Raw genomic sequence first — 21238 nt, forward strand, 5'->3', positions numbered from 1 at the left:
GCCGGATGTGTGCGGTACGCCTCCTCCACGACCTGTCATGTTTCTCACTCGGTCGAGAAGGTGTGACCGCCTCCGGCCGTCGACGAACCCGACGCCCCTTCCGGGCTCCACCCGGCCACGTACCCTCCTGTGCCGGTGCGAACCCAACGGCGCCACGGGCACCTGGGGTGTCGGGCATCCCGGCAACCGCTGTCAGCTTTGGCACACCCTGGAACCGTCCGGCCCAGGCCCACGGCCGTCCACGTGCCCGGTTCACACCTGCGAGTGGCGATTTTCACCTGAACCCCGGCCCGTGATACACACGTCAACTCAAGTGGGTGACCGAACACATGCCGGATCAGGCGGTCGGTACCTCGCCCGCCGCGAACGGAGCGGTGGGTTTCTCACACACGGCGCGGCAGGTGGCCGCCATGCCGTGTGGCACCGGAGCGGGAAGAAGCTGATACACCATGAAGGACGGCAAGACCGTCTGGCTCCCCTACCACACCGGCCAGATCCCCGGACTGCCCGACGAGCTCTCCTACTCCTTCTGGGACGGCTCGGGCCCGTTGCCCGGCGATCCCGCCGCGGTGCGTTTCTTGGTCGGCCCGCCGAGACCCGGTGCGGAGGAGGTACTGCGTCCGGTGTTGTCGCTCATGCGCAACCTGGAGGTGCTCCAGCTGCTCAGCTCCGGCTACGAGCACATGATGCCGCTGCTGGACGAGATGCCCGCCGGCACCCGGCTGGCCAACGGGCGCGGAGTGCACGGCGAGGCCACCGCCGAGCTGGCGGTCACCCTGCTGCTGGCGCTGTGCCGGGGACTCGACCGGTTCGCCGCCCAGCAGGCCGAGGGCGTCTGGCGGCCCGAGTTCCGGACCTCGCTCCTCGGCAAACGGGTTCTGGTCATCGGCTACGGCGCGGTCGGCGCGTCCGTCGCGGCCCGGCTCCGTGCCTTCCGGTGCGAGCCGGTCCTCGTGGCCCGGACGGCGCGCAGCACCCCGGCCGGGTGGGTGCACGGCGTGGAGGAGCTGTCCGCGCTGCTGCCCACGGCCCACGCGGTGGTGCTGTGCGCCCCGCTGACACAGTGGACCCGCGGCATGTTCGACGCCGGCATGCTGGAACTGCTCCGGGACGGGGCGCTGCTGGTGAACGTCGCCCGAGGCGAGCTGGTCGACACCGGCGCGCTGGTCCGGCGGGTGCGCGAGGGCCGGCTGCGGGTCGCGCTCGACGTCACCGATCCCGAGCCGCTGCCGCCCGGGCATCCGCTGTGGCGGCTGCCCGGCGCGCTGGTCACCCCGCACGTGGCGGCGTTCACCGACACGTTCGCCACGTCGAACGCCGGGTTCCTGCGGCGGCAACTGCACCGCTACGTCCGGGGCGAGGCGCTGGACAACATCGTGCTGACGACGCCCGGTCCCGCCGCCGGCGAAAGGGCCGCGTAGACCATGAAGGCGTCGACGCACGGCGACTATCTCAGGGTGCTCGGTCCCACCGCCCCGCTGGCACGGGTGTTCGCGTTCTTCGAGTCGGACGGCTACTCCGATCCGGCCGCGGCATGGCTCGCCTTCACCCGTACCTGGAACTGGGCCGCGCCGCTCACCACGGCCGTGCCCGGCACGGGCTTCCCGGGCCCGGTGGCCGTGGCCTGCCCGGCCTCCGGCGGCTTCGCGGTGTCGGGACAGTGGCGGCTGCCCTCGCTCCACGGAACCGGGACATGGCTCGCCCTCCCCCTGGCCGGCCCGGCCGACGGCGGCCCGGATCTCTTCGTGGTGTCCTCCCAGGTGCTGCCTTGCGCGGTCCGCGCTCTGCCCGCCGCCTGCGACGGCCGGGGCCCGGGGTTCCGGCTGGAGAACGCCCATGTGCCGGGGGGACTGGTCACCCGCGCGGCGGGTGAGGCGCTGCGGGCCGAGGACGCGGTCTTCTTCTGGACGGCGGTCACGGCGCTGGCGCTCGGAGCCGCCCGCCGGGTGGTCGACGTGCTGGCGGACCCGTCCTCGGACGGGGTGACGCCGCGGCCGGCCGCCGCCGCGGAACTGGCGGCCGTCCTGCACGACGAGCGGCTGAGCCTGGCGGCGGTGCTGCACGGCGCGCCGTCGGTGCGGCAGGGCCTGCCCCCCGCAGTCGAGGAGCGCCTGGGCGACCGCGTCGGGACGGTGGGTACCACCGTCCGGCACGTGATCGCGATGGCGTGCGACCTGGCGCTGACGTCGGACTGCGAGGGTGGCCACCCCTCGTTGCGGGTGATGGAGGCGAGTTCGCCGATACTTCAACAGGTGCGGTTCGCGAGGGAGATTCTGCCGCGCGACGACAGGACCTCCCGTGGAAAGGACTGAAACGGTGACAACCGTTGCTTATCAGGGTGAACCCGCCTCGAATTCGGCGACCGCCGCGCGGGCGCTCTACCCCGACGCCGGGGAACTGCCCTGCACGGGCTTCGAACAGGCCCTGGACGCCGTGTCACTCGGCAGCGCCGACGTGGCGGTGATCCCGGTGGACAACTCCGCGGCGGGACGCGTCGCCGATGTTCACCACCTGCTGCCGGAGTCGGGGCTGTTCATCGTCGCCGAGTACTTCCTGGCGATCCGTTTCGACCTGATGGGGGTGCCCGGCGCGACCCTGGACCAGGTGGAGTGCGTCCGCAGCCATGTGCACGCTCTCGGACAGTGCCGCAAGGTGCTGCGGGAGGGCGGCTGGCGCACGCTGGTCAGCGACGACACGGCCGGTTCGGCGCGTGAGGTGGCCGGGCTCGGCGACCCGCGGCACGCGGCGCTCGCGCCGCCGGCCGCCGCAGCGCTCTACGGGCTCGAGGTGCTGCGGCCGGAGGTCGAGGACGACCCGGACAACACCACCAGGTTCGTCGTGCTTTCCCGGGATCCCGCGCCGGCCCCGGAGCGGGACGAGCCCGCCATGACCAGCCTGTTCTTCAGCGTGCGCAACATCCCGAGCGCGCTGTACAAGGCACTCGGCGGCTTTGCCACCAGCGGGGTGAACCTCACGAAGATCGAGAGTTACCAGATGGGCGCGGGGCTCAACGCCAGCCGCTTCTACGTCGAGATCGAGGGCCACCCCGACGAGCCCGGCGTCTCCCTCGCCCTGCACGAACTGCGTTTCTTCTCCTCCGAGGTACGGATTCTGGGTGTCTACGCGGCACATCCGCACCGCCGGCGGAACTGACCGCGCCCGCCGGACGGTGCGCGGTCCCGCCCGCCGTGTCGGCACCGGGTCGGGACCGCCTCCGCTCCGGTGCCCGGGCCAGGGGGCGTCCGGAGCGGTCCGGGAAGGGGCGTACCCCTTCCCGCACCATGTCGCCCGCGGCCGTGGCTGTCGTGACCAGTCCCACGGGGGCGGGCCGGGTCCCTGCCGCCGTCGCCGGGGCGGCCGGGAACCCTTCCACCCGGGACAACGTGTCGGCCCGTCCCGATGGTTCACATCCGTCGACGGCGCACCGCTCCGGCCGGCGCACATGTGCCTGTCCGCCGGCACACCCGGCGACCTGGTGGAAGAGCGGTCCGGGCGGCCTTCTAAGGTGTGAGTATGACCCAGCACCGCAAGGGCCTCGTGCTCGACTTCGGCGGTGTGCTGACGACCCCTCTGCTGCCTGCCGCCCTCGCCTTCGAGAGGCGAGCCGGTCTGGCCGAGGGGACGCTGCTCACCGGCATCTACCTGAACCCCGAGGGCATCCGGCTCACCGAGGCCCTGGAGCGCGGCGCGCTCACCCAGACCCAGTGGAACGAGGCGGCCGCCCGGCTGCTCGGCATCGATCCGGACAACCTGATGGGCCGGGTCTTCGCCGACCTGCGCCCCCAGCCCGCGGTGATCGCCGCGGCTGCGGCCGCCCGCCGGGCCGGGGTCAAGGTGGGGATCCTCTCCAACACCGTCGGCCTGGCCCCGTGGAACCTCTACGACGGCTACGAGATCGACACCCGGTACGACGCCGTGGTGCTGTCCGAGGTCCACGGCCTGCGCAAGCCCGATCCGGAGATCTTCCGCCTCGTGCTGGCGGAACTCGGCCTGACCGCCGCGGAGTGCGTGTTCGTGGACGACACCGAGCAGTACCTGCCGCCCGCGGCGGAGCTGGGATTCGCCACCGTGCACGCGGTGGACCCCGCCGGGACGGTCGCCGCCCTGGAGACCCTGCTGGGCATCCCGCTCACCGACCCGGACCCCGGCCGGGTCCCCGCCTGAGGAGACAGCCATGAGACTGGGCCTGGCCCTTCCCACCTTCGGTCCCGACGCCACGCCGGACGGCATCCTCCGGATCTGCCGCACCGCGGAGGAGACCGGATACGACTCCCTGTGGACGGGTGACCGCGTCCTCGCGCCGCGGGTGCCCGGCGCGCCCTATCCGAGCGGCGACGGCGTGATGCCCCGGATCTACGAGAACCACATGGACCCCCTGACGGCCCTGGCCTTCGCCGCCGCCCACACCACCCGCGTCCGGCTGGGCACCAGCACGCTCAACGGGCTCTGGCAGCCTCCGCTCATGCTCGCTCGTTCGCTGACCACCCTCGACGTGCTCAGCCAGGGACGTCTGGACGTCGGTCTGGGGCTCGGCTGGATGCCCGACGAGTACACGGCGGTCTCGGTGCCCTGGACGGGCCGCGGCGCTCGGCTCGACGAGACGCTCGACGTCCTGGAGGGGTACTGGGCCGACGACGTCTTCTCCCACCAGGGACCGCTGTTCACCGTCCCGGAGACGATGGTGGGTCTCAAGCCCTGCCGCCGTCCCGGCCCACCCGTGTTCCTGGCCGCGTTCACCCCCGCGGGTCTGCGGCGCATCGGAAGGCGGCTGGACGGCTGGCTGCCCGTGGCGATGCCGCTGCCCCATCTGATGGGCATGTGGGACGTCGTCCGCAAGGAGGCGGTCGAGGCGGGTCGTGACCCGGACACCCTGCGGATGGCGCTGCGGGTCAACCCCGAACTGACCGAGCGCGCGACCGACGCCGACCGGATGCCCCGGGCGGGCACGCTGGGCCAGTACGTCGACTACGCGCGCGCCGCCGCCGAGGCCGGGGTGCACGAGCTGTTCGTGGACTTCGGGCAGTCTCCCGCCACCCTCGACGAACGCGTCGACCTGGCGGGCCGTTTCCTCGAAGGGGTCCGCCAGGGCTGAGCCGGCGCCGCGGAATGCGCGGCTGCGGCCGGGGTTCGTCCCCGACACCGACCCGGTCCGCGCCGGGCTCCGTGAACGCTCCGGACACGGAATGACGTACGCACCGACGGGAGAAGCCGTGCAGCGCTCCGACCCCGGGGACGAGCCGTCCCTGCTCCGCCGCGTCCGGATTCCCGGCACCGTGCCGGTGTCCGTGCCGGTGTCCGTGCCGGTGTCCGGCCGGCGTCCACGCGACGTGGACGGGGAACAGGACCTGTCCGCCACGGACGGGCCGCGGGAGGCCGTGGAGTGACGTGAGACGGACGGCGGCCCCACACCTCGGCCGCCCGGTCCGTCGCCCGGCCCCCGGGAACACATCAGACATGTGTTTCCGGGGGCCTTTGGCGTCTCAGGACGCTCCGAGACCGTTCAGGAAGGTGTCGACCACGACGTCCGCGGCCTGCCCGGAGCTCAGCTCCGGCAGTTGCCGGATCACCAGGTGCATCAGCTGGGGCAGCAGCGCGCCCGCCCATCCCTGCGCAAGTCCCGGCCGCAGCAGGCCCTCGTCGGTGGCGCGGCCGAGGAAGTCGTCGACCTCGCGGACGGCCGCGTCCCGGCGGGCCTTGACGGTGTCGTCGGCGAGCATCCGGGTGAGGTCGACCGGCCAGGTGCGGTTGACGGTGATGATGTTCTCGACGTAGCGGTGCAGCGCGACGGCCACGGGCGCCTCGCGCAGCCGGGCGTCCTCGATCGCGTCCTCGATGGCTTTCAGCCGGGCCTCGTAGATCGCGGCGAGGAGTTCCTCGCGGGAGGCGAAGCGCCGGTAGACGGTGCGCCGGTCCACCCCGGCCTCGGCGGCGATGCTCGCGATGCTCGCGCCCGGGTCGGCCGCGAGCATGCGCGCCCCCGTGGTCAGGACGGCTTCCAGATTGCGTGCTGCGTCGGCTCTCACCGGGCCGATTCTAGCCGGTGAATGTGCAACCTGAGACACCTATGGCCTCTTTGGTGTGAATGTCATCCAAGGAAGTGCTACAGTCGAGTGACAGATAGGCCGGATAAAGCCAGCGGGACGAGGTGGTACCGCTTCCTGTGTCCTGACCTTCCTTCCCTTCCTTCCTGACGGAAAGGCACGTCCCGATGCCGAAGACACAGCCCGCGCCCTCATCCCGGACGGGTGGGGTCGCCGCCGCCATGAGCGCCCTGATCCTCGCCGTCCTGCTGGCGGCCCTGGACCAGACGATCGTCTCGACCGCGCTGCCCCGCATAGCCCAGGACCTGGACGGCTTCGACGACATCGCCTGGGTCAGCGCCGCGTACCTGCTCGCCTCCACGGCGGTGACACCGCTGTGGGGCAAGCTCGGTGACATGTTCGGCCGTAAGCGGCTCTACCTGGCGTCCACCTCGATCTTCCTGATCGCCTCGGTGGCGTGCGGCCTGGCGCGGAACCTGCCCGAACTGATCGGTGCCCGCGTGCTCCAGGGCATGGGCGGCGGCGGCATGATCGTGCTCACCTTCGCCCTCGTCGGTGACATCGTCGCCCCCGCCGCGCGCGGCCGTTACCAGGGCATGTTCGGTTCGGTCTACGGCGTCGCCAGCATCGTCGGCCCGCTGCTCGGCGGCGTCTTCACCGACCGGCTGTCGTGGCGGTGGGCCTTCCTGGTCAACCTGCCCGTCGGCGTCGTCGCCCTGGCCATCGCCGCCCGCGCCCTGCCGGCGGCCACGCGGGGTGCCAAGGCGCGTATCGACTACCTCGGCGCCACCGTCCTGGCCGCCATCGCCACCGGCCTGGTCCTGGTCACGTCCTTCGGGGAGCGCTGGGGCTGGGGCTCGCCCGCCATCGTCGCCCTGACCGCCGCCACCGTGGCGCTCGCCGTCCTGCTGGTGCCCGTCGAGCGCCGCGCCGCCGCCCCGGTGCTGCCGCCGGCCATGCTCGGCTCCCGGACGGTGCTCCTCTCCTCGCTCATCGGGTTCCTCGCCAACGCCGCGATGTTCGCCGTCCTGGTCTACCTGCCGACCTACCTCCAGATCGTGCACGGTGTCTCGGCCACCCTGTCCGGCGTCTTCATGCTGCCGTTGGTCGCGGGTCTGGTCGTCAGCCAGTCCCTGGCCGGACGCTGGGCGGCGCACGCCGAGCGGCTGCGGGTGATCCTGCTCGGCGGCCTCGTCGCCAACCTCGCCGGGCTGCTCCTGCTGGGCACCATCGGCGCCGGCACCGGAACCCTCGTGCTGAGCGTCTACTTCCTGATCACCGGCGTCGGTATCGGCATGGTGCCCATGGTCGTGCTGACCACCGTCCAGAACAGCGTGCCCACGGCCGACCTCGGTGCCGCGAGCGCCGTCGTCACCTTCTCCCGCTCCATCGGCGCGGCCTTCGGGGTCGCCGTCTTCGGCACGCTCCTCAACACCGGCTTCGCCGACCGCGCCCGCACCCTGCCGACCGCCGGCGGCTTCGACGCCGCCCGCCCCGACACCATCGGCAGGCTGCCCGGGGCCCTGCGCGACACCGCGCTGGAGGCCTTCGCCCACGCGACGGCCATGGGCTACCTCTGGATCGCCCCCGCCCTGGCCGTCGGTGTCGTCCTCGCGCTCTTCCTCCGGCCGGCCCGCAAGAGCGACGACAGGACCGGTTCCGCCGGTTCCGCTCCCGCTCCCGCTCAGGAGAAGGTCCCGTCCGCCTGACCGGCCGGACCGCGTGACCCTCGACCGGCCGACGCCCTCTCCGGGTGCCGGCCGGCGGCGTGTCTCCCGCTGCGTACGGCGGCCGGCTACGCGCCGCCCGTCTCCGGGGCACTCTCCGAGATCCGCTTGAGCTGCGCGAGCCACAGGGCGTTCAGACGCTGGGTCCACAGCGGGGACAACGCGCCCACAGACCTCGCGACGGGACCGCGCACCACGTTCTCGGTCCGCACATGGGTGCCGCCCCCGACCGGGGTGAGCAACCACGCCTGGTAGAGCTGCACACCCGCGCCGACGGCCGACCAGCCGAGCCGGGTGTGCGGAACGTGCTCACCCAGGTAGGTCTCGAAGCGGTGTCCGTGGAACCACACGTCGAAAGTCCGGGCCAGCGCCCCGGCCCGTACCTCGGTGACGCCCGGCACCCACTCCGGCCACCGGGTCACATCGGTGAGCAGGTCGAACGCCCTGGCCGGCGGAGCGTGTACGACGGCCTGGGCCTGGCAGAAACCGTGCGCCTGATCCGGCGAGAAGCCCGACGGCCAGTGGATGCCCGGATGGCTGTCCGAGGCGCCGAACATCCGGTTCCCCTCTCGTGGTGCCGGGTGGCATCCCACACGCCACCGGGGAACGTCCACAGGGACATCCCACGTCCACTGTGCGTGGTGACCCGGGATGCGGCATACGTCGAATGACTGAGCGCGGGCGCGGACGTATCTCCTCTCCCCGCTCAGCCCTCGCCGTCCGTGTCGAGCCGGGAGAGCGCGTCGCGCAGCGCGGCCCGCGACGTGATGCCCAACTTGGGATAGATCTGGTACAGATGCGTGCCGATGGTCCGGTGGGACAGCAACAGCCGCTCGGCGATCTGCTTGTTGGTCAGGCCGGTGGCCGCGAGCGTGGCGATCTGCAGTTCCTGGGCGGTCAGCGCCACGGTTCCCTGGCGGGCCGTGGCGGGCGCGGACTGACCGCTGGCCCGCAGCTCGGACGCGGTGCGCGCCACCCAGGGCCTGGCCCCCAGCCGCTGGAACGCCTCCAGTGACTGGGCCAGCTGCTCACGGGCGTCCGTCGTGGCCCGCAGCCGCCGCAGCCGCTCGCCGTGGAAGAGCCGCACACGCGCGACGTCGAAGGGGCGGCGCTCGGCCCCGGGCAGGGACAGCGCCTGTTCGAAGAGCGGCAGGGCCGCCTCCCCGGGCGTGGTCAGCGCCTCACAGGCCAGGACCAGGAGTTCCAGCCGGGGCGACAGCCGGGCCATCTCGCACCCGCGCACGGCCGCCGCGTGGGCCGCGGCCTCCTTCTCCCGGCCGGTCCGCACGGCCGCCTCCACCAGGTCCATCGCGCCCCACATGGCGATCGGCACGTAGGGGGCGACGGTCCCGGGCGGACTGAGCGTGCTGGCGTGCTGGTAGGCGGTCTCGAAGTCGCCGCTGCCCAGGGCGGACAGCGCCCTGGCGTGACAGGCGAAGAAACGCGCGCCGTGGGTGCCGCGTGGTGTCGCCCATCGGACGATCTCCTCGGTCAGCGCCGTACTGCTCTCGCTGTCGCCCTGCACTCCTGCCACGGCCGCCTGGATGTACTGGAAGTACCAGGCGAAGAACCGGTAGTCGTGGTCGTCGCACAGCCTGAGCCCTTCGGCCGCCAGCTGGGCGGCGTCGTCCCACCGGCCCAGCTGGAAGTAGTCCAGACCCAGGTGCATCAGTGCGCCCAGATGCCGGCGGACGGGAGCGGCACCCGCGCGGCCCTGCTCCACCAGCCGGCGCGTGGCCCACCGGAAGTCCCCCAGCCGGTCCGGGAAGACGGCGGCGGTGCCGACGCGGACGACCCGGGTGGGGTCGTCGCCCACGGTGGCGATCAGCTCCGTCAGCCCGGGCAGCGCCGCGGGGCCGGTGCGCGCCGGGTCGCCGAAGGTCTGGGTGATCACCCAGAGCAGGTCGGGCGGCTTCGGGGTGAGCCGGTCCACGAACGCGATCAGCGGCTGCCACAGCTTCGGGTCGCCGCCGTACCAGCACAGCAGCACCAGCAGGTGCAGCGCCTCGATGAGGGCGGGGTCCGAGGCGTCGTAACCGTGCCTGCCGGCCTCGATCGCGCCGACCAGCAGCCGGTACGCGGTGTCGATGTCGCCGTCCCTGTTGATCAGCAGGAACGCGGACGCGGCCGCCGCGTGCAGCGACTCCTGCCCGGTGCCGGGGTGGACGAGACGGGCCCCGGCGAGCAGCCGGGAGGCGTCGTCCAGCTCGCCGCCGGAGTCCACGCCGACATAGGCCGCCTCGGCCAGCCGGCGGCTCTCGTCGGCCGCCGCCGGACTCAGCCCGGCGGCCCGGGTCAGCGCGGCGACCGCGCCGAGCGCGTCGCCGCGCCGCAACCGGCGGCGCCCGGCCTCCTCCAGCAGGGCGGCGACCGTCTCGTCCGGGCCCACCGCCGCTTCTCCCAGGTGCCAGGCGCGGCGTTCCAACTGGTCGACGAGCACGTCGGCGAGCGCCTGGTGGGCTCGTCTGCGTTCCGATGCGGTCGCCAGCTCCACCACCGCGGAGCCGATCAGGGGATGTCTGAAGGACAGCCGCCGATTGTCCGCCGAGACCGTCACCAGCCGTTCCTGCTCCGCCGGGGCGAGGTCGTCCACGGAGGTCCGGCCGGCCGCGGCGGCCTCGACGGATGCCAGGTCCCCGGTTCCGTCGAGTGCGGCGATCAGCAGGATCTCCCGGCTGCGGTCGGGCAGGCGGGCCACGCGCGAGGCGAACATGGTCTGCAGCCGGTCGCTCAACGGCAGTACGGAGGGCATCGCCGTCAGGGTCGCGCGCTGCTCGGCGGAGAGCGCCATCGGCAGCTCCACCAGTGCCAGTGGGTTGCCGCGTGCCTCGGCCACGATGCGGCGCCGAACGGCGGGCGAGACATCGGGGTGGGCGCGGGCGAGCAGCTCGGCCGACGAGGTGTCGTCCAGCGGCTCCAGCCGGCGCTCGGTCAGGCCGCTGGGCTCGAAGAAGCTCTCGGAGCCCGCGCGGGAGGCCGCGAGAAAGCCGATACGGCTGCCGACGAGCCGGCGGGCCACGAAGCCGAGCACCGCGTTGGTCGCCCGGTCCAGCCACGGCAGGTCGTCGACCACGATCAGCAGCGGAGTCCGGACCGAGATCAGCCGGAGCAGCAGCAGCGCCGCGGTGGAGGTGAGGAGCCGGTCTGGCGGCGGCCCGCTGCCGATGCCCACCGCGACCCGCAGGGCGTCGCGGTGGACGTCGTCCAGGATGTCGAACTCGTCGAAGAGCGGAACGAGCAGCTGGTTGAGACCGGCGTAACCGATGTCGGCCTCGAACTGCACGCCGGCCGCTCGCAGCACCCGGGCGCCGTTGCGCGCCGCGCCGATCGCCACGGCGTCGAGCACGGCGCTCTTGCCCACCCCGGCCTCGCCCGAGAGCAGCAGGGCGGCGCCCTGGACCTCGGTGTTGCCGAAGAAGGAGTGTATGAACGCGAGGTCCCGGTCGCGCCCGACCAGCGCCGAGGAGGCCGGGCAGACAGTCGCGTCCAGCTCGTTCATCGGTCTGCCTCCCTCGGCCGGCTCTTGGAGGCCCGGCACTCTGCGCCGACCTGGCCGCGCCGCCACCAGGCTCCACGCGCCCCCTGCAATGACTGGAGTCTAAAGGACGTCCGGATTTCGCCCTTGTCGTACTCCCGGGTACCTGAGGCCGGGGCCCGGGACAAGGGGTCCGCCGGGGTGGCATGTCCCGCTTCCGCGTTCGCGGGACCTGGGGGGCGGAGACTTCCGGCCACTCTCGTGGCGTACCGGGCGCCGGGACGGGGTGCGGGCCGTCCCGTGCGGCTCCGGGGCGCCACGTCGACGGGATCAGGAACGGCGCAGCAGGTCGGCGGCGCGTTCGGCGATCGCGTAGACGGTGGCGTTGGTGTTGTTGGACGGGATGGAGGGGATCACGGAGCCGTCGGCGATCCGCAGGCCGTCGAGGCCGCGCACACGCAGCTCGGAGTCGACGACGGACATCTCGTCCTCGCCCATCAGGCAGGTGCCGACGGGGTGGCAGTAGGAGCCGAAGTAGCGGCGGGCGTGCTGGGCGAGCGACTCCTCGTCCACCGCGCCGAGACCCGGGCTGACCTCCTCGATGCCCCATGCGGCGAGTGAGCCCGACCAGGTGATCTGGCGGGCCAGGCTGATGCCGGTCACCACCGCGCGGACGTCTTCCTCCGCGGTGAAGTAACGGGGGTCGAGCACGGGTGCCGCGTAGGGGTCGGCCGAACTGATCCTGAGCGAGCCGCGGCTGACCGGACGCATCGGCGAGATACCGATGGTGAAGCCGTTCTGGACCGGGGCGACCGCGTTGGGCAGCGGGATGTCGATGAAGATGATCTGCACGTCCGGCCCGTCGGCGTCCGGGGTGCTGCGCAGGAGTCCCAGAATCTCGCCGTGGTTGTTGCGGGGGGTGGGAACCGGCCGCTCAGCCTGGTAGACGAGGTTGGCGCGCGGGTGGTCGTGGAGGTTGCTGCCCACGCCCGGCAGCCGGTGGAAGAGGTCGACCCCGGCCTGCCGCAGATCCTCCTCGGAACCGACGCCGGAGCGCTGCAGGAGCAGCGCGGACCCGATGGTCCCGGCCGTCAGCACCACCTCGTCGGCCGCGGTCGCGGTGTGGGTACGGCCGTCCGCGCCGTATTCCACCCCGACGCAGCGCGTGCCCTCGAAGATCAGCCGGTGTGCGGTCGCTCCCGTGACCACGTCGAGGTTGGGGCGGTTCAGGGCCGGGGCCAGGTAGGCGTCGGCGGCACTCTGCCGGCGCCCCGCGACGATGTTGAGGTCGACGGGGGCGAAGCCCTCCTCCAGGCCGCCGCTGATGTCGAAGGCCCGGCGGTGTCCGGTCTCGACCGCGCCGTCGAGGCAGGCGAGCAGGATCTCGTTGGGCTGCTGGGCCGGTCCGACGGTGAGCGGACCGTCGGTACCGCGGCCGGGGGCGCCGCTCGTGGCCGTCTCGCTGCGCTGGAAGTAGGGGAGCAGGTCCTCGTAGGTCCAGGCCTTGGCGCCGTGCTCGCTCCAGCTGTCGTAGCTGGTGTGGTGGCCGCGGGCGAAGACCATGGCATTGATGGCGGACGAGCCGCCCAGGCCCTTGCCACGAGGGAGCGGCACCGGAGCGCCGGAGGCCTGCTGGACCACCGTCGTGTCACCCCAGCCGGCCTCCGAGGCCGCGAGCGAGGGCCAGGCAGGCGGGTACGCCACGGCCTCGGGCAGAGTGGCCGATCCGGCCTCCAGCAGAAGTACGCGAGTGCCGGGGTCCTCGGTCAGACGCGCGGCGAGCACACAGCCGGCCGTGCCGCCGCCGACGATGACGAAGTCGTGGCCAGGTTGCTGAGAAGACATGGTTGATCCGTTCTGCGTCGTGCTGCGTGAATCATCGGTTCAGTTTCGACAGTACCAGCGGTTCGAACCAATGATTCGTCAAATCTGATACCGATGAATCACGGATGGGCGACAATGACATGTGTCGCGAGCGGGGAGCGGTAGAACATCCTCCACGACCGCCCGGGTATCCCAAGGCACCACACGTATTCTTTGACACCTGACTTTCCCGATACCCGGTACGTCGACGTGAACAGTCGACGGTGTTCCCTTCGTGTCACTTACGTAGGTGTTCGGCGCCCATCAGCCCGCCGGAACATACCGGAAGGGCGGCGGAGTGCGCCGCGTGTGCGAGTGAGGTTGTGATCGGAATGAGTGCGGACATGTCCAACATGCCAGGTGTGAACCTGCGTCCGGAAGACGTGACGGCCCTGCGGCGGACCGTGCGGGGACCGGTGCTGGAGCCGGGCACGGAGGAGTACAAGGCCGAGTGCGCCACCTTCAACCTGGCCTGTGGTCTGCGGCCGGCGGTCGTGGTGGGCGCGCTGGACGCGGCAGACGTCCGAGCGGCGGTCCGGTTCGCCACGGAACACGGGCTGCCCGTCGCGGTGAAATCCGCGGCCCATCAGGTGGTCTCCGCGGCCGAGGGCGGCCTGCTGATCACGACCGGGCGGATGAAGGGCATATCCGTCGACGCCCGGAACCGCACCGTGCGGGTCGAGGCGGGCGTGTGCTGGAGCGAGGTGCTGCCGCGCACGGCGGAGTTCGGCCTGGCCCCGGTGGTCGGCTCCGCGCCGAACGTCGGCGTCGTGGGCTACACGCTGGGCGGCGGCCAGAGCCCGCTGCTGGGCCGCACCCACGGCTACGCCGCCGACCACGTGCGGTGGCTTGATGTGGTCACGGCCGACGGGGAGTCGCGCCGGGTCACGCCGGACGGCGAACCGGACCTGTTCTGGGCGCTGCTGGGCTGCAAGGGCAACTTCGGTGTGGTGACCGCGATCGAGTTCGACGTGTTCCCCGTCGCGCGCTTCTACGGCGGTGGCATCTACTTCCCCGGTGAGCACCTGGAGCGGGTGCTGGAGGCCTGGCGCGCCTGGCTGCCGACAGTGGGGGAGGAGATGACCTCGTCCATCGGCATCCAGCGGCTGCCCGACATCCCCGTGCTGCCCGAGCCGCTGCGCGGTGCCTTCGTCGTCCACCTGCGCATCGGCTACCTGGGGTCGGCCGCCGACGGCGCCGAACTCCTCGCCCCGCTGCGGGCCGCCGCACCGGCGCTGGCCGACCTGGTGGCGGAGAGGCCCTTCACCGCGATCGGCGAGATCCACATGGACCCGGTGGACCCGATGCCCTACTTCGACCGCAGCCTGTGCCTGGAGGAGTTCTCCGAGAAGACGGTGCAGGCCCTCGTGGAGCTGGCCGGCCCGGAGTCGGGCTGCACGCTGGCGAACGTCGAGATCCGCGCGCTCGGCGGTGCCCTCGACCGTACGCCGCGGTTCCCCAACTCCGTCGCCAGCCGCGGGCTTCCCTACACCGTCTTCGTGCTCGCGCCGGGCGATCCGGCGCACGCCGAGGACCTCCGGGCCGAACTGGAACGGGTCGTGGACGGGCTGGCTCCCTGGACGGCCGAGCGGAAGATGGTGAACTTCCTCTCGCCCGACGAGGCGACCGACGCCGAGGGCATGCGCGCCGCGTACGGCACCGAGCGCTACGAGCGGCTCGCCGAGGTGAAGAGGCGCTACGACCCGGACAACGTCTTCCGGTTCAACCACAACGTCACGCCTGCCTGATCCCGGCCCCGGGCCGCACACGAGATCCGTCACCGTGCCCACCGGCCGAGGACCGGAAGGCCGGTGACGGGACGGGCACCCGGGGACGAGCCCGGCGGCCGCGGGGAAGCCGGGCGGGTGACATCTGAACTCCGCGAGCCGGCGTGGTCGTTGTACCGGGCGTAGGGCCCTTCGCACACACGACGAGGTGAGACACCGCCATGACGGATCGCACGGCCACGGTCGAATCCGTGGCACAGCTGTCCACGGTCTGGCGCGCCATGGTGCTCGACCGGGACACCGGCGCGGACGTACGGGACCTGGCGGGCATCGCCGTCCGCTGGGCCGACTGCGACTTCGCCTTCTGGAACGCGGTCACCCTCACCGAGGCCGCAGCGGACCCGGAACTCCTGGACAGGCGACTGGTGCGGGCTGCGGACATCATGCGCTCCAAGCGTCGGCCGGGATTCCTGTGGCTGTTCGAGGACCTCCTCGACGACGACGCACGCGCGGCGCTGGAGGAGGCCACGCGGCGGGCCGGCCTGGTCCAGGCCTTCGCCGGCACCGGCATGGCCGGTGACCTGCTGCCGCTCCCCGAGCCTTGCCACCCGGAGCTGACCTTCGAGCGGGTGACCACCGACGAACAGCTGCGCGCCTACGCGGACATCAACTCGCGCGCCTACGGCTTCCCCCTGGCGGCGGGCCGTGACGGGCTGCTCGGTTCCACCCTGTGGAAACGGGAGGTGTACGCCTACCTGGCGCTGAAGGACGGTGTCCCGGTCGCCTGCGCGGCCACCGTCGAGGCGGACGGCCGGCTGTTCGTCGTACTCGTCGCCACCGAACCCGACCGGCAGCGCCGGGGGTACGGCGAGGCGGTGACACGCAAGGCGCTGTACGAGGGCGCCCGCGCCACCGGACTCACCCGTGCCACCCTGCACGCCACGGCCGCCGGGGCGCCCGTGTACCCGCGCATCGGTTTCGAGCCGAACTCGCCGATCCGCTTCTACACCCTCGCAGGCTGAGCACCCGGGGAAGGCCGCACAGTCCGGTGCCGCCCCGGGGCCCACTCGCGCACACGTATCACGAGACACATGGAGAGCTGGCGCCCATGGCTACTTCACCGACACACCCGCCCCTGTCCGACCGGATCGAGCAACTCCTCGAAGCCGGCGGCCCGCTGCCCGTCGTCGCCGCGGGCGATCCGGTCCTGCGCCGTGTCACCGAGCCCTACGACGGCCAGCTGGACGACGCACTGCTCGGCCGGTTCGTGGCCGCGCTGCGCGAGACGATGCTCGCGGCTCCCGGTGTCGGCCTGGCCGCGCCGCAGGTCGGCGTGGGCCTGCGGATCGCCGTGGTGGAGGACCGGGCACGCGGTGGACGGGAGGCGCTGGAGGCGAGGGGACGCGTTCCGCTGCCCTTCCGGGTGCTGGTCAACCCCTCCTACGAGCCCGAGGACGACACCAGGGCCGCGTTCTTCGAGGGCTGCCTGAGCGTCCCGGGCTGGCAGGCCGTGGTGGCCCGGCACGCCCGGGTACGGCTGCGGGCCCATGACGAACACGGCCGGGCGGTCGACGAGATGTTCACCGGGTGGCCGGCACGCATCGTGCAGCACGAGACCGACCATCTCGACGGCACCCTCTACCTGGACGTGGCCCACACGCGGTCGCTGTCCACCAACGAGGCCGTGGCGGAGCACTGGGCGCAGCCCACCCCCGAGTCGGCCGCCCGGGAGCTGGGATTCGAGCTGCCGTGACGGTCCGTCGAGGGCCGGGCGGACCCGGCCGATCCCACCGTCAAGTGACTGATGCGCACGGTTTGTCCGGCGGTGGAGGCTGACGACGGCCGACACCTTCCGACAACCCGTCGGCACCCGGGACCGCACACCCACACCCGCTCTCCCGGGTAGCGGTACGTCCGACACGGAGAAGAGGATCTGACGTGACACCGGCCGAGCAGACGCGTTCCCTGACGAGCAGCAACCCGGTACTCTCCCGGCCCCAGTTCAGACGCCGGGGCGGGCAGAAGACGGCGGTCAGGGATCCCCGGGCGAGCATCGCCGTCCCGTGGGGCATGTCCGGCTCGGGCCAGGACGCCCACCGCCTCGACGAGGACGGTCCCGCGCCGCTGCCCCTCCTGGTCGCCGACCTGATGACGATGGACGACGTGCTGTCCCGCGCGGCGCTGGGACTCGCGGTGACGGTCATGACGGCGACCCTGTCGTGGACCGTACTGGCGTTCTTCACCGTCGGGACGGCCGTGGCGTACGGCATCGCCGCCGGCGCCGGACTGGCCGCTGCCGCGCTCGTGGTGGTCCAGTGCCGTGGCAACCGGCCCTCGCCGGCCCTGACCCTTGCGTTCGCCGCCTGCCAGGGCGTGTTCCTGAGCGTGCTCTCCAGCACGGTCTCCCGTCATGTGTGCCCGGGGTTCCTCGTCCAGACGGTGCTGGGGACGATGTCCGCCGCCGCCGGGTCCCTGCTCGCCTACAAGCTGCACTGGGTTCGGGCGGGCCGACGGTTCCGGCCGTTCGCCGGGGCCGGGCTGCTCGGCGTCGGCTACCTGGCGCTGGCGGACTGGATCCTGTTCCCCGTCATGGGCGCGGACGGCCTTGGTCTGCGCCCCGCGGGACTCGGCGGGCTCATGGGCCTGGTGGGAGTCGTCCTCGCGGCGGCCTTCCTGTCCCTGCACTACCGGAGGGTGGAGGACGCCCTCGCCCACGGCGCCCCCTGGGAACAGTGCTGGTCGGCGGCTCTCGGGGTCACCCTGACCCTGTCATGGCTGTACGTGGAGGCCGTGCGGCTGCTCACCCTGTTCCCGGCCGAGGACGTCGCCTACTGACCACCGCGCGCGGCAGGCAGGCGGCGCGCGTTCACTGCGCCTTGACGACGACCGTGGCCACGAGCCCGGCGGTGTACGCGACGGCGTAGTAGCGGAGCATCGGCTGCCGCGGCGCGAGCCTCAGCAGGATCAGCGCGAGCACGGCCGTCGCACCGATCACGAACGGGTCGAACAGCGCCTTCTCGAAGGCCAGGTTGGCCGTGATGCCCGCACCGATGAACAGCGCGTTCACGGCGAGCAGCACGGTGTCCCAGGGGCGAGGAGCGCGGTCGGTGGGGAAGAGGAACTGGACTGCCATCACCATGGTGTTCAGCAGGGTGAACCCGGCCAGGAACACGAGGTCGGAGAACACGTCGTCGTTGAAGGCGACGACCCGGCAGATCGCGGGCAGGGTCCGCGAGCAGAAGCGCCCGTGCAGGTAGTTGGTGATCTCGTGGTCGCCGAGGCTCAGGCCGTACACGTACACACCGGTGGTGAACAGGGCGCCGAGCGCGAAGACCGCGCCGCGCCGCCGCCGGGCCGAGTCGCGCACAAGGTGGGCGGCGACCAGGTAGTACAGCAGCACGGTGCACAGGCCGAGCAGCATGTTGCCCGCCTCGACCCGGCGCAGGAACCCGTTCTCCGCGACGGGTGCCAGGGTGGAGTGGGCCCTGCGGTTGACGGAGACGAGCACGACGAGCAGTGAGTCGAGGGTGAGCAGCAGGTGCAGCCGCCCGTGCGCGAGCCGCCTCGGTACGGCCCGCGGTGAGGTGTCCGACGTCCGTGCCGGGAGAGGATGACCGATCGCACCGGCACGACGTCCCGTGCCCCCGCCGGGGTTCATCCCACCGCCCGGGTCTCCTCGGCGGCGCCGCGCGCGGCACCCGGCGGACACAGTCCGCGCAGCAGCACGTCGAAGAGCCGAACCGCCCGCAGGTGTTCCTCCTTCCGCGTGCCGACCCGCCACAGCGGTCCGATCAGCAGGAGGACGTCGTCGGCCGTCGTCGAGGAGTCGATGGTGCCGCTCGCCCGGTTGGCCTCCACCAGCGTGGCGAGAGCGTCCAGCAGCGGCTGGTGGGCCTGCCCGCACAGGTCCATCGGTGCGCCCGTGGTCCCGCGCAGCGCGTCCGCGAACTCCGGTGTGCGTCTGCCGAAGTCCAGCAGCCGCCCCAGCCAGGTGCGCAGGGCCTGCGCGGGGCACTGGGTGCCCAGCAGGACGGGGACGGCGCTCACCAGATCCTCGACCTCCTGCCCGTACACCTGGAGCACCAAGGACTCCCGGGTGGGGAAATGGCGGTAGAGGGTGCCCTGGCCCACGCCCGCTCTGCGGGCGATGGACTTCAGCGAGGTGTCGCCGGGCAGCGCGAGCACTTCCGCCGCCGCCTCCAGGATGCGCAGCCGGTTGGAGCGCGCGTCCGATCTCATCGATGCTCCGGTCTCTCCGGTGGTCGTGCCAGTGGGCGCCGACCCGCCCCTGCGGACGGTGGCCGATGCGCCGGATACGTATGTGCGACTCCGTCCGCTCCGGGAGCGGACGCCCGGGGGGCCGGTGAGCCGATGCGGCAGGTGTTCACCAGACACGTATTCTGGATGAAACCTACACCGCCCCGCTGTCACGACGGACAGCGCGTCGTGCCCCGTCGGCAGGACGGGCCCCGACACGCGGTGCGTCCGCGCCGAGCAGAAGGCCACCGATTTCCATGTTTCCTGACACCGCCGCTCACCTCGCCGTCCAGGAGCGGTCCGCGACATCCGTGGAGCGGCTCGGCTCGCTGCTCCCTGCCCTGGCCGAGGACCTCGGCCAGGGCAGGTGGACCCCGGGGCCGCTGGAGCGGACCCTCGCGGCCCGGCTGGTCGTGGCCTGTGCCGGAGACGGGCGGTTCACCCCGGTCCGGGTCCGCGAGACCCTGCTGGAGGGCAGTGTCGCCCTGCTGTACGCGGGCGGCGGCCGGTTCGCCCGTCTGCTCGCCCGGCTGATCGAGGTGACCGGGTGTTCCGGAGCGGACGCCGACGCGGTGCTCACCGAAGCCCTTGCCCTGGTGGAGCGGGTGGCACGCAACCGCGCCCCGGAGGACGAGGAGCAGTGACGGCACTCACGCCGCCCCGGCGCCGCCGTTCAGGACGACCGGCAGGGAGGCGAGCCCGTTGATCGCCGGGGAGACCAGCGGCACGAGGTCCGACTCGGGCTCCGCGAGGTCCAGGTCAGGGAACCGGGCGAACAGCTCCTCCAGGGCGACGGCGTTCTCCAGCCGGGCCAGGGCGGCGCCGAGGCAGAAGTGCGGGCCCGCGCCGAAGGCGAGCTGACGTCCGTGGGGGGCCAGCAGGTCGAAACGCTCCGGAGCCGGCTCGTCCGGCCGCTCCCGGTTGGCCGCCGCCAGGGCCACGAGGACCGGCTCGCCGCGCCGTACCGTCACCCCGTGCAGCACCGTGTCGCGCACGGCGTAGCGCATGTAGACGCTGCGCAGCGGAGCGTTCCAGCGCAGTCCCGCCTCCACGGCGGCCGGCCAGCCGATCGTGCCCCTGCGCACCAGTGCGAGCTGCTCGGGGTGGCTGAGCAGGGCGTGGACGGTGCTGGTGAGGGAGTTGACCGTCGTCTCGTGCCCGGCGAGCAGAATGATCTCCAGGGTGTCGATCAGCTCCTTCTCGCTCAGCCTGCCGCCCTCCTCGTCCAGGGCCTCGATCAGGGCGCCCGTCACGTCGTCGCGGGGGTCGTTACGGTGGTCGGCGACCAGGCGGCCCAGCACCTCGCGCTGCCCCAGGGCCGCCTTGCGGCGGGCGTCGTCGGAGGCCTCGACACTGAGCATCGTCTCGTAGTGCTCGCGCAGCAGGCCCTGCTGCGCGAGGTCCGAGAGGCCGAACAACTCGCAGATGACCAGCAGCGGCAGTGGGTGGGCGAAGCGGCTCCTGAGATCGACGGCCGTGTCCGTGCCGCCGGACTCCAGGGTGTCCAGGAGGGCCCGGGTGATCTCCCGGACCCTGGGCGCGAGTGCCGCCACACGCTTGGGCGTGAACGCGAACGTCACCAGCCGCCGCAGCCGCAGATGGTCGGCGCCGTCGGCGTTGAGCATCGAGTCCGCGACGATCAGGCTCAGCAGCGGCCAGTCGGCGGGTACCTCGCCACGGCGGTAGGCGCCCCAGTGGGCCGGGTCCTTGGCGAGATCGGGGTGGGCTTCGAGCACCGTGCGCGCGGCGTCGGCGGACACCGCGGCCCAGGCCCTCACACCGCCCATCACGGTGACGGGCACCAGCGGGCCGTACCGCCGCCAGTGCGCCGCCTCGGCGTGTGTCTCCCGTAAGGGATTCAGATCGCAGACGGGGTGGTCGAGGGACAGCTCCGACGGGTCGGGTCGCATCTGGGCTCCAGGGAGGGAGGTGGCCGGCCGGACGCCCGAGCGAGGCCGGAGCAGGCCAGGGCGGCACACGTTGCCGCCGAGTGGGTCCAGAGTAAGGCCGCGAGCATATGGCGCGGAAGAACTGATACGTGTTTGGCACGCTCCGAAACCGCACTGGTGGGTGTCCCCGTAGGACCCTCGCAGTCAGATGACGGATGTGTCCAGGGCTCGTGACCGGAAGACTCAACCCCACGAACGT

At 72.4% G+C, this 21238-nt stretch carries 19 protein-coding genes; 12 read left to right on the forward strand and 7 right to left on the reverse strand.

The annotated features are described in order from the left end of the window. Positions 1-449: 449 nt before the first annotated feature. The 6 genes from ACFY3I_RS41110 (at position 450) to ACFY3I_RS41135 (ending at position 5384) form a co-directional block, all read left to right on the forward strand. On the forward strand, positions 450-1421 hold the full coding sequence (locus tag ACFY3I_RS41110) for a 2-hydroxyacid dehydrogenase (protein ID WP_390866069.1): 972 nt from the start codon (positions 450-452) through the stop codon (positions 1419-1421). 3 nt (positions 1422-1424) lie between these two features. Further along, positions 1425-2312, forward strand: a complete 888-nt coding sequence (locus ACFY3I_RS41115; protein WP_390866070.1) for a hypothetical protein — start codon at positions 1425-1427, stop codon at positions 2310-2312. A gap of 4 nt (positions 2313-2316) precedes the next feature. Then, positions 2317-3153: a prephenate dehydratase gene (locus ACFY3I_RS41120; protein WP_390866071.1), complete on the forward strand. Its 837-nt coding sequence runs from the start codon at positions 2317-2319 to the stop codon at positions 3151-3153. A gap of 360 nt (positions 3154-3513) precedes the next feature. Beyond that, positions 3514-4164 (forward strand): HAD-IA family hydrolase, encoded by a 651-nt coding sequence (locus tag ACFY3I_RS41125; RefSeq protein WP_390866072.1) that lies wholly within the window; start codon positions 3514-3516, stop codon positions 4162-4164. Between the two features lie 10 nt (positions 4165-4174). Then, the gene (locus ACFY3I_RS41130) at positions 4175-5092 is read left to right on the forward strand and encodes a TIGR03619 family F420-dependent LLM class oxidoreductase (RefSeq protein WP_390866073.1); all 918 of its coding nucleotides are present in this window, start codon (positions 4175-4177) and stop codon (positions 5090-5092) included. 91 nt (positions 5093-5183) lie between these two features. Beyond that, positions 5184-5384 (forward strand): hypothetical protein, encoded by a 201-nt coding sequence (locus ACFY3I_RS41135; RefSeq protein WP_390866074.1) that lies wholly within the window; start codon positions 5184-5186, stop codon positions 5382-5384. A 96-nt stretch (positions 5385-5480) separates the two neighbouring features. On the opposite strand, the gene ACFY3I_RS41140 is transcribed toward ACFY3I_RS41135, so the two are convergent. Continuing rightward, complete coding sequence (locus ACFY3I_RS41140; protein ID WP_390866098.1) at positions 5481-5969, reverse strand: TetR/AcrR family transcriptional regulator; 489 nt, start codon at positions 5967-5969, stop codon at positions 5481-5483. A 293-nt stretch (positions 5970-6262) separates the two neighbouring features. Between ACFY3I_RS41140 and ACFY3I_RS41145 the strand changes: the two genes are divergently transcribed. After that, entirely contained in the window at positions 6263-7750 is a 1488-nt protein-coding gene (locus ACFY3I_RS41145) for an MDR family MFS transporter (protein WP_390866075.1), read from the forward strand. 86 nt (positions 7751-7836) lie between these two features. Here the strand turns inward: ACFY3I_RS41145 and ACFY3I_RS41150 are convergent, their stop codons facing one another. From ACFY3I_RS41150 to ACFY3I_RS41160, 3 genes are all read right to left on the reverse strand, one after another. Beyond that, positions 7837-8325, reverse strand: coding sequence for an SRPBCC family protein (locus tag ACFY3I_RS41150; RefSeq protein WP_390866076.1), 489 nt, complete (start codon positions 8323-8325; stop codon positions 7837-7839). A gap of 149 nt (positions 8326-8474) precedes the next feature. Beyond that, positions 8475-11267: an ATP-binding protein gene (locus ACFY3I_RS41155; protein WP_390866077.1), complete on the reverse strand. Its 2793-nt coding sequence runs from the start codon at positions 11265-11267 to the stop codon at positions 8475-8477. Between the two features lie 306 nt (positions 11268-11573). After that, complete coding sequence (locus ACFY3I_RS41160; protein ID WP_390866078.1) at positions 11574-13088, reverse strand: GMC family oxidoreductase; 1515 nt, start codon at positions 13086-13088, stop codon at positions 11574-11576. A gap of 362 nt (positions 13089-13450) precedes the next feature. Here ACFY3I_RS41160 and ACFY3I_RS41165 point away from each other — a divergent pair, with 362 nt between their 5' ends. From ACFY3I_RS41165 to ACFY3I_RS41180, 4 genes are all read left to right on the forward strand, one after another. After that, entirely contained in the window at positions 13451-14854 is a 1404-nt protein-coding gene (locus tag ACFY3I_RS41165; protein ID WP_390866080.1) for an FAD-binding protein, read from the forward strand. A 200-nt stretch (positions 14855-15054) separates the two neighbouring features. Next, a complete protein-coding gene (locus ACFY3I_RS41170; protein ID WP_390866081.1) occupies positions 15055-15855 on the forward strand; it encodes a GNAT family N-acetyltransferase in 801 nt (266 codons plus the stop codon). A gap of 86 nt (positions 15856-15941) precedes the next feature. After that, positions 15942-16586 (forward strand): peptide deformylase, encoded by a 645-nt coding sequence (locus tag ACFY3I_RS41175; protein ID WP_390866082.1) that lies wholly within the window; start codon positions 15942-15944, stop codon positions 16584-16586. 185 nt (positions 16587-16771) lie between these two features. Then, positions 16772-17668 (forward strand): Bax inhibitor-1/YccA family protein, encoded by an 897-nt coding sequence (locus ACFY3I_RS41180; RefSeq protein WP_390866083.1) that lies wholly within the window; start codon positions 16772-16774, stop codon positions 17666-17668. 31 nt (positions 17669-17699) lie between these two features. Here ACFY3I_RS41180 and ACFY3I_RS41185 read toward each other — a convergent pair whose 3' ends face one another. Both ACFY3I_RS41185 and ACFY3I_RS41190 read right to left on the reverse strand, forming a co-directional pair. Continuing rightward, on the reverse strand, positions 17700-18491 hold the full coding sequence (locus ACFY3I_RS41185) for a hypothetical protein (protein WP_390866084.1): 792 nt from the start codon (positions 18489-18491) through the stop codon (positions 17700-17702). Beyond that, positions 18488-19072: a TetR/AcrR family transcriptional regulator gene (locus ACFY3I_RS41190; protein WP_390866085.1), complete on the reverse strand. Its 585-nt coding sequence runs from the start codon at positions 19070-19072 to the stop codon at positions 18488-18490. The genes ACFY3I_RS41185 and ACFY3I_RS41190 overlap by 4 nt, the downstream gene beginning before the upstream one ends. Before the next feature lie 275 nt (positions 19073-19347). Here ACFY3I_RS41190 and ACFY3I_RS41195 point away from each other — a divergent pair, with 275 nt between their 5' ends. Continuing rightward, positions 19348-19734, forward strand: coding sequence for a hypothetical protein (locus ACFY3I_RS41195; protein ID WP_390866086.1), 387 nt, complete (start codon positions 19348-19350; stop codon positions 19732-19734). A 6-nt stretch (positions 19735-19740) separates the two neighbouring features. Here ACFY3I_RS41195 and ACFY3I_RS41200 read toward each other — a convergent pair whose 3' ends face one another. After that, complete coding sequence (locus ACFY3I_RS41200) at positions 19741-21000, reverse strand: cytochrome P450 (RefSeq protein WP_390866087.1); 1260 nt, start codon at positions 20998-21000, stop codon at positions 19741-19743. Between the last annotated feature and the right edge of the window lie 238 nt (positions 21001-21238).

Source organism: Streptomyces sp. NPDC001068 (genome assembly GCF_042897315.1).
Taxonomy (GTDB): Bacteria; Actinomycetota; Actinomycetes; order Streptomycetales; family Streptomycetaceae; genus Streptomyces.

What these genes read in the sequence shown, in the direction of transcription:
- ACFY3I_RS41110 (WP_390866069.1), top strand. Translation starts at nt 450, where the DNA reads ATGAAGGACGGCAAGACCGTCTGGCTCCCCTACCACACCGGCCAGATC.
- ACFY3I_RS41115 (WP_390866070.1), top strand. Translation starts at nt 1,425, where the DNA reads ATGAAGGCGTCGACGCACGGCGACTATCTCAGGGTGCTCGGTCCCACC.
- ACFY3I_RS41125 (WP_390866072.1), top strand. Translation starts at nt 3,514, where the DNA reads ATGACCCAGCACCGCAAGGGCCTCGTGCTCGACTTCGGCGGTGTGCTG.
- ACFY3I_RS41130 (WP_390866073.1), top strand. Translation starts at nt 4,175, where the DNA reads ATGAGACTGGGCCTGGCCCTTCCCACCTTCGGTCCCGACGCCACGCCG.
- ACFY3I_RS41135 (WP_390866074.1), top strand. Translation starts at nt 5,184, where the DNA reads ATGACGTACGCACCGACGGGAGAAGCCGTGCAGCGCTCCGACCCCGGG.
- ACFY3I_RS41140 (WP_390866098.1), bottom strand. Translation starts at nt 5,969, where the DNA reads ATGCTCGCGGCCGACCCGGGCGCGAGCATCGCGAGCATCGCCGCCGAG.
- ACFY3I_RS41145 (WP_390866075.1), top strand. Translation starts at nt 6,263, where the DNA reads ATGAGCGCCCTGATCCTCGCCGTCCTGCTGGCGGCCCTGGACCAGACG.
- ACFY3I_RS41150 (WP_390866076.1), bottom strand. Translation starts at nt 8,325, where the DNA reads ATGTTCGGCGCCTCGGACAGCCATCCGGGCATCCACTGGCCGTCGGGC.
- ACFY3I_RS41155 (WP_390866077.1), bottom strand. Translation starts at nt 11,267, where the DNA reads ATGAACGAGCTGGACGCGACTGTCTGCCCGGCCTCCTCGGCGCTGGTC.
- ACFY3I_RS41160 (WP_390866078.1), bottom strand. Translation starts at nt 13,088, where the DNA reads ATGTCTTCTCAGCAACCTGGCCACGACTTCGTCATCGTCGGCGGCGGC.
- ACFY3I_RS41165 (WP_390866080.1), top strand. Translation starts at nt 13,451, where the DNA reads ATGTCCAACATGCCAGGTGTGAACCTGCGTCCGGAAGACGTGACGGCC.
- ACFY3I_RS41170 (WP_390866081.1), top strand. Translation starts at nt 15,055, where the DNA reads ATGACGGATCGCACGGCCACGGTCGAATCCGTGGCACAGCTGTCCACG.
- ACFY3I_RS41175 (WP_390866082.1), top strand. Translation starts at nt 15,942, where the DNA reads ATGGCTACTTCACCGACACACCCGCCCCTGTCCGACCGGATCGAGCAA.
- ACFY3I_RS41185 (WP_390866084.1), bottom strand. Translation starts at nt 18,491, where the DNA reads ATGAACCCCGGCGGGGGCACGGGACGTCGTGCCGGTGCGATCGGTCAT.
- ACFY3I_RS41190 (WP_390866085.1), bottom strand. Translation starts at nt 19,072, where the DNA reads ATGAGATCGGACGCGCGCTCCAACCGGCTGCGCATCCTGGAGGCGGCG.
- ACFY3I_RS41195 (WP_390866086.1), top strand. Translation starts at nt 19,348, where the DNA reads ATGTTTCCTGACACCGCCGCTCACCTCGCCGTCCAGGAGCGGTCCGCG.
- ACFY3I_RS41200 (WP_390866087.1), bottom strand. Translation starts at nt 21,000, where the DNA reads ATGCGACCCGACCCGTCGGAGCTGTCCCTCGACCACCCCGTCTGCGAT.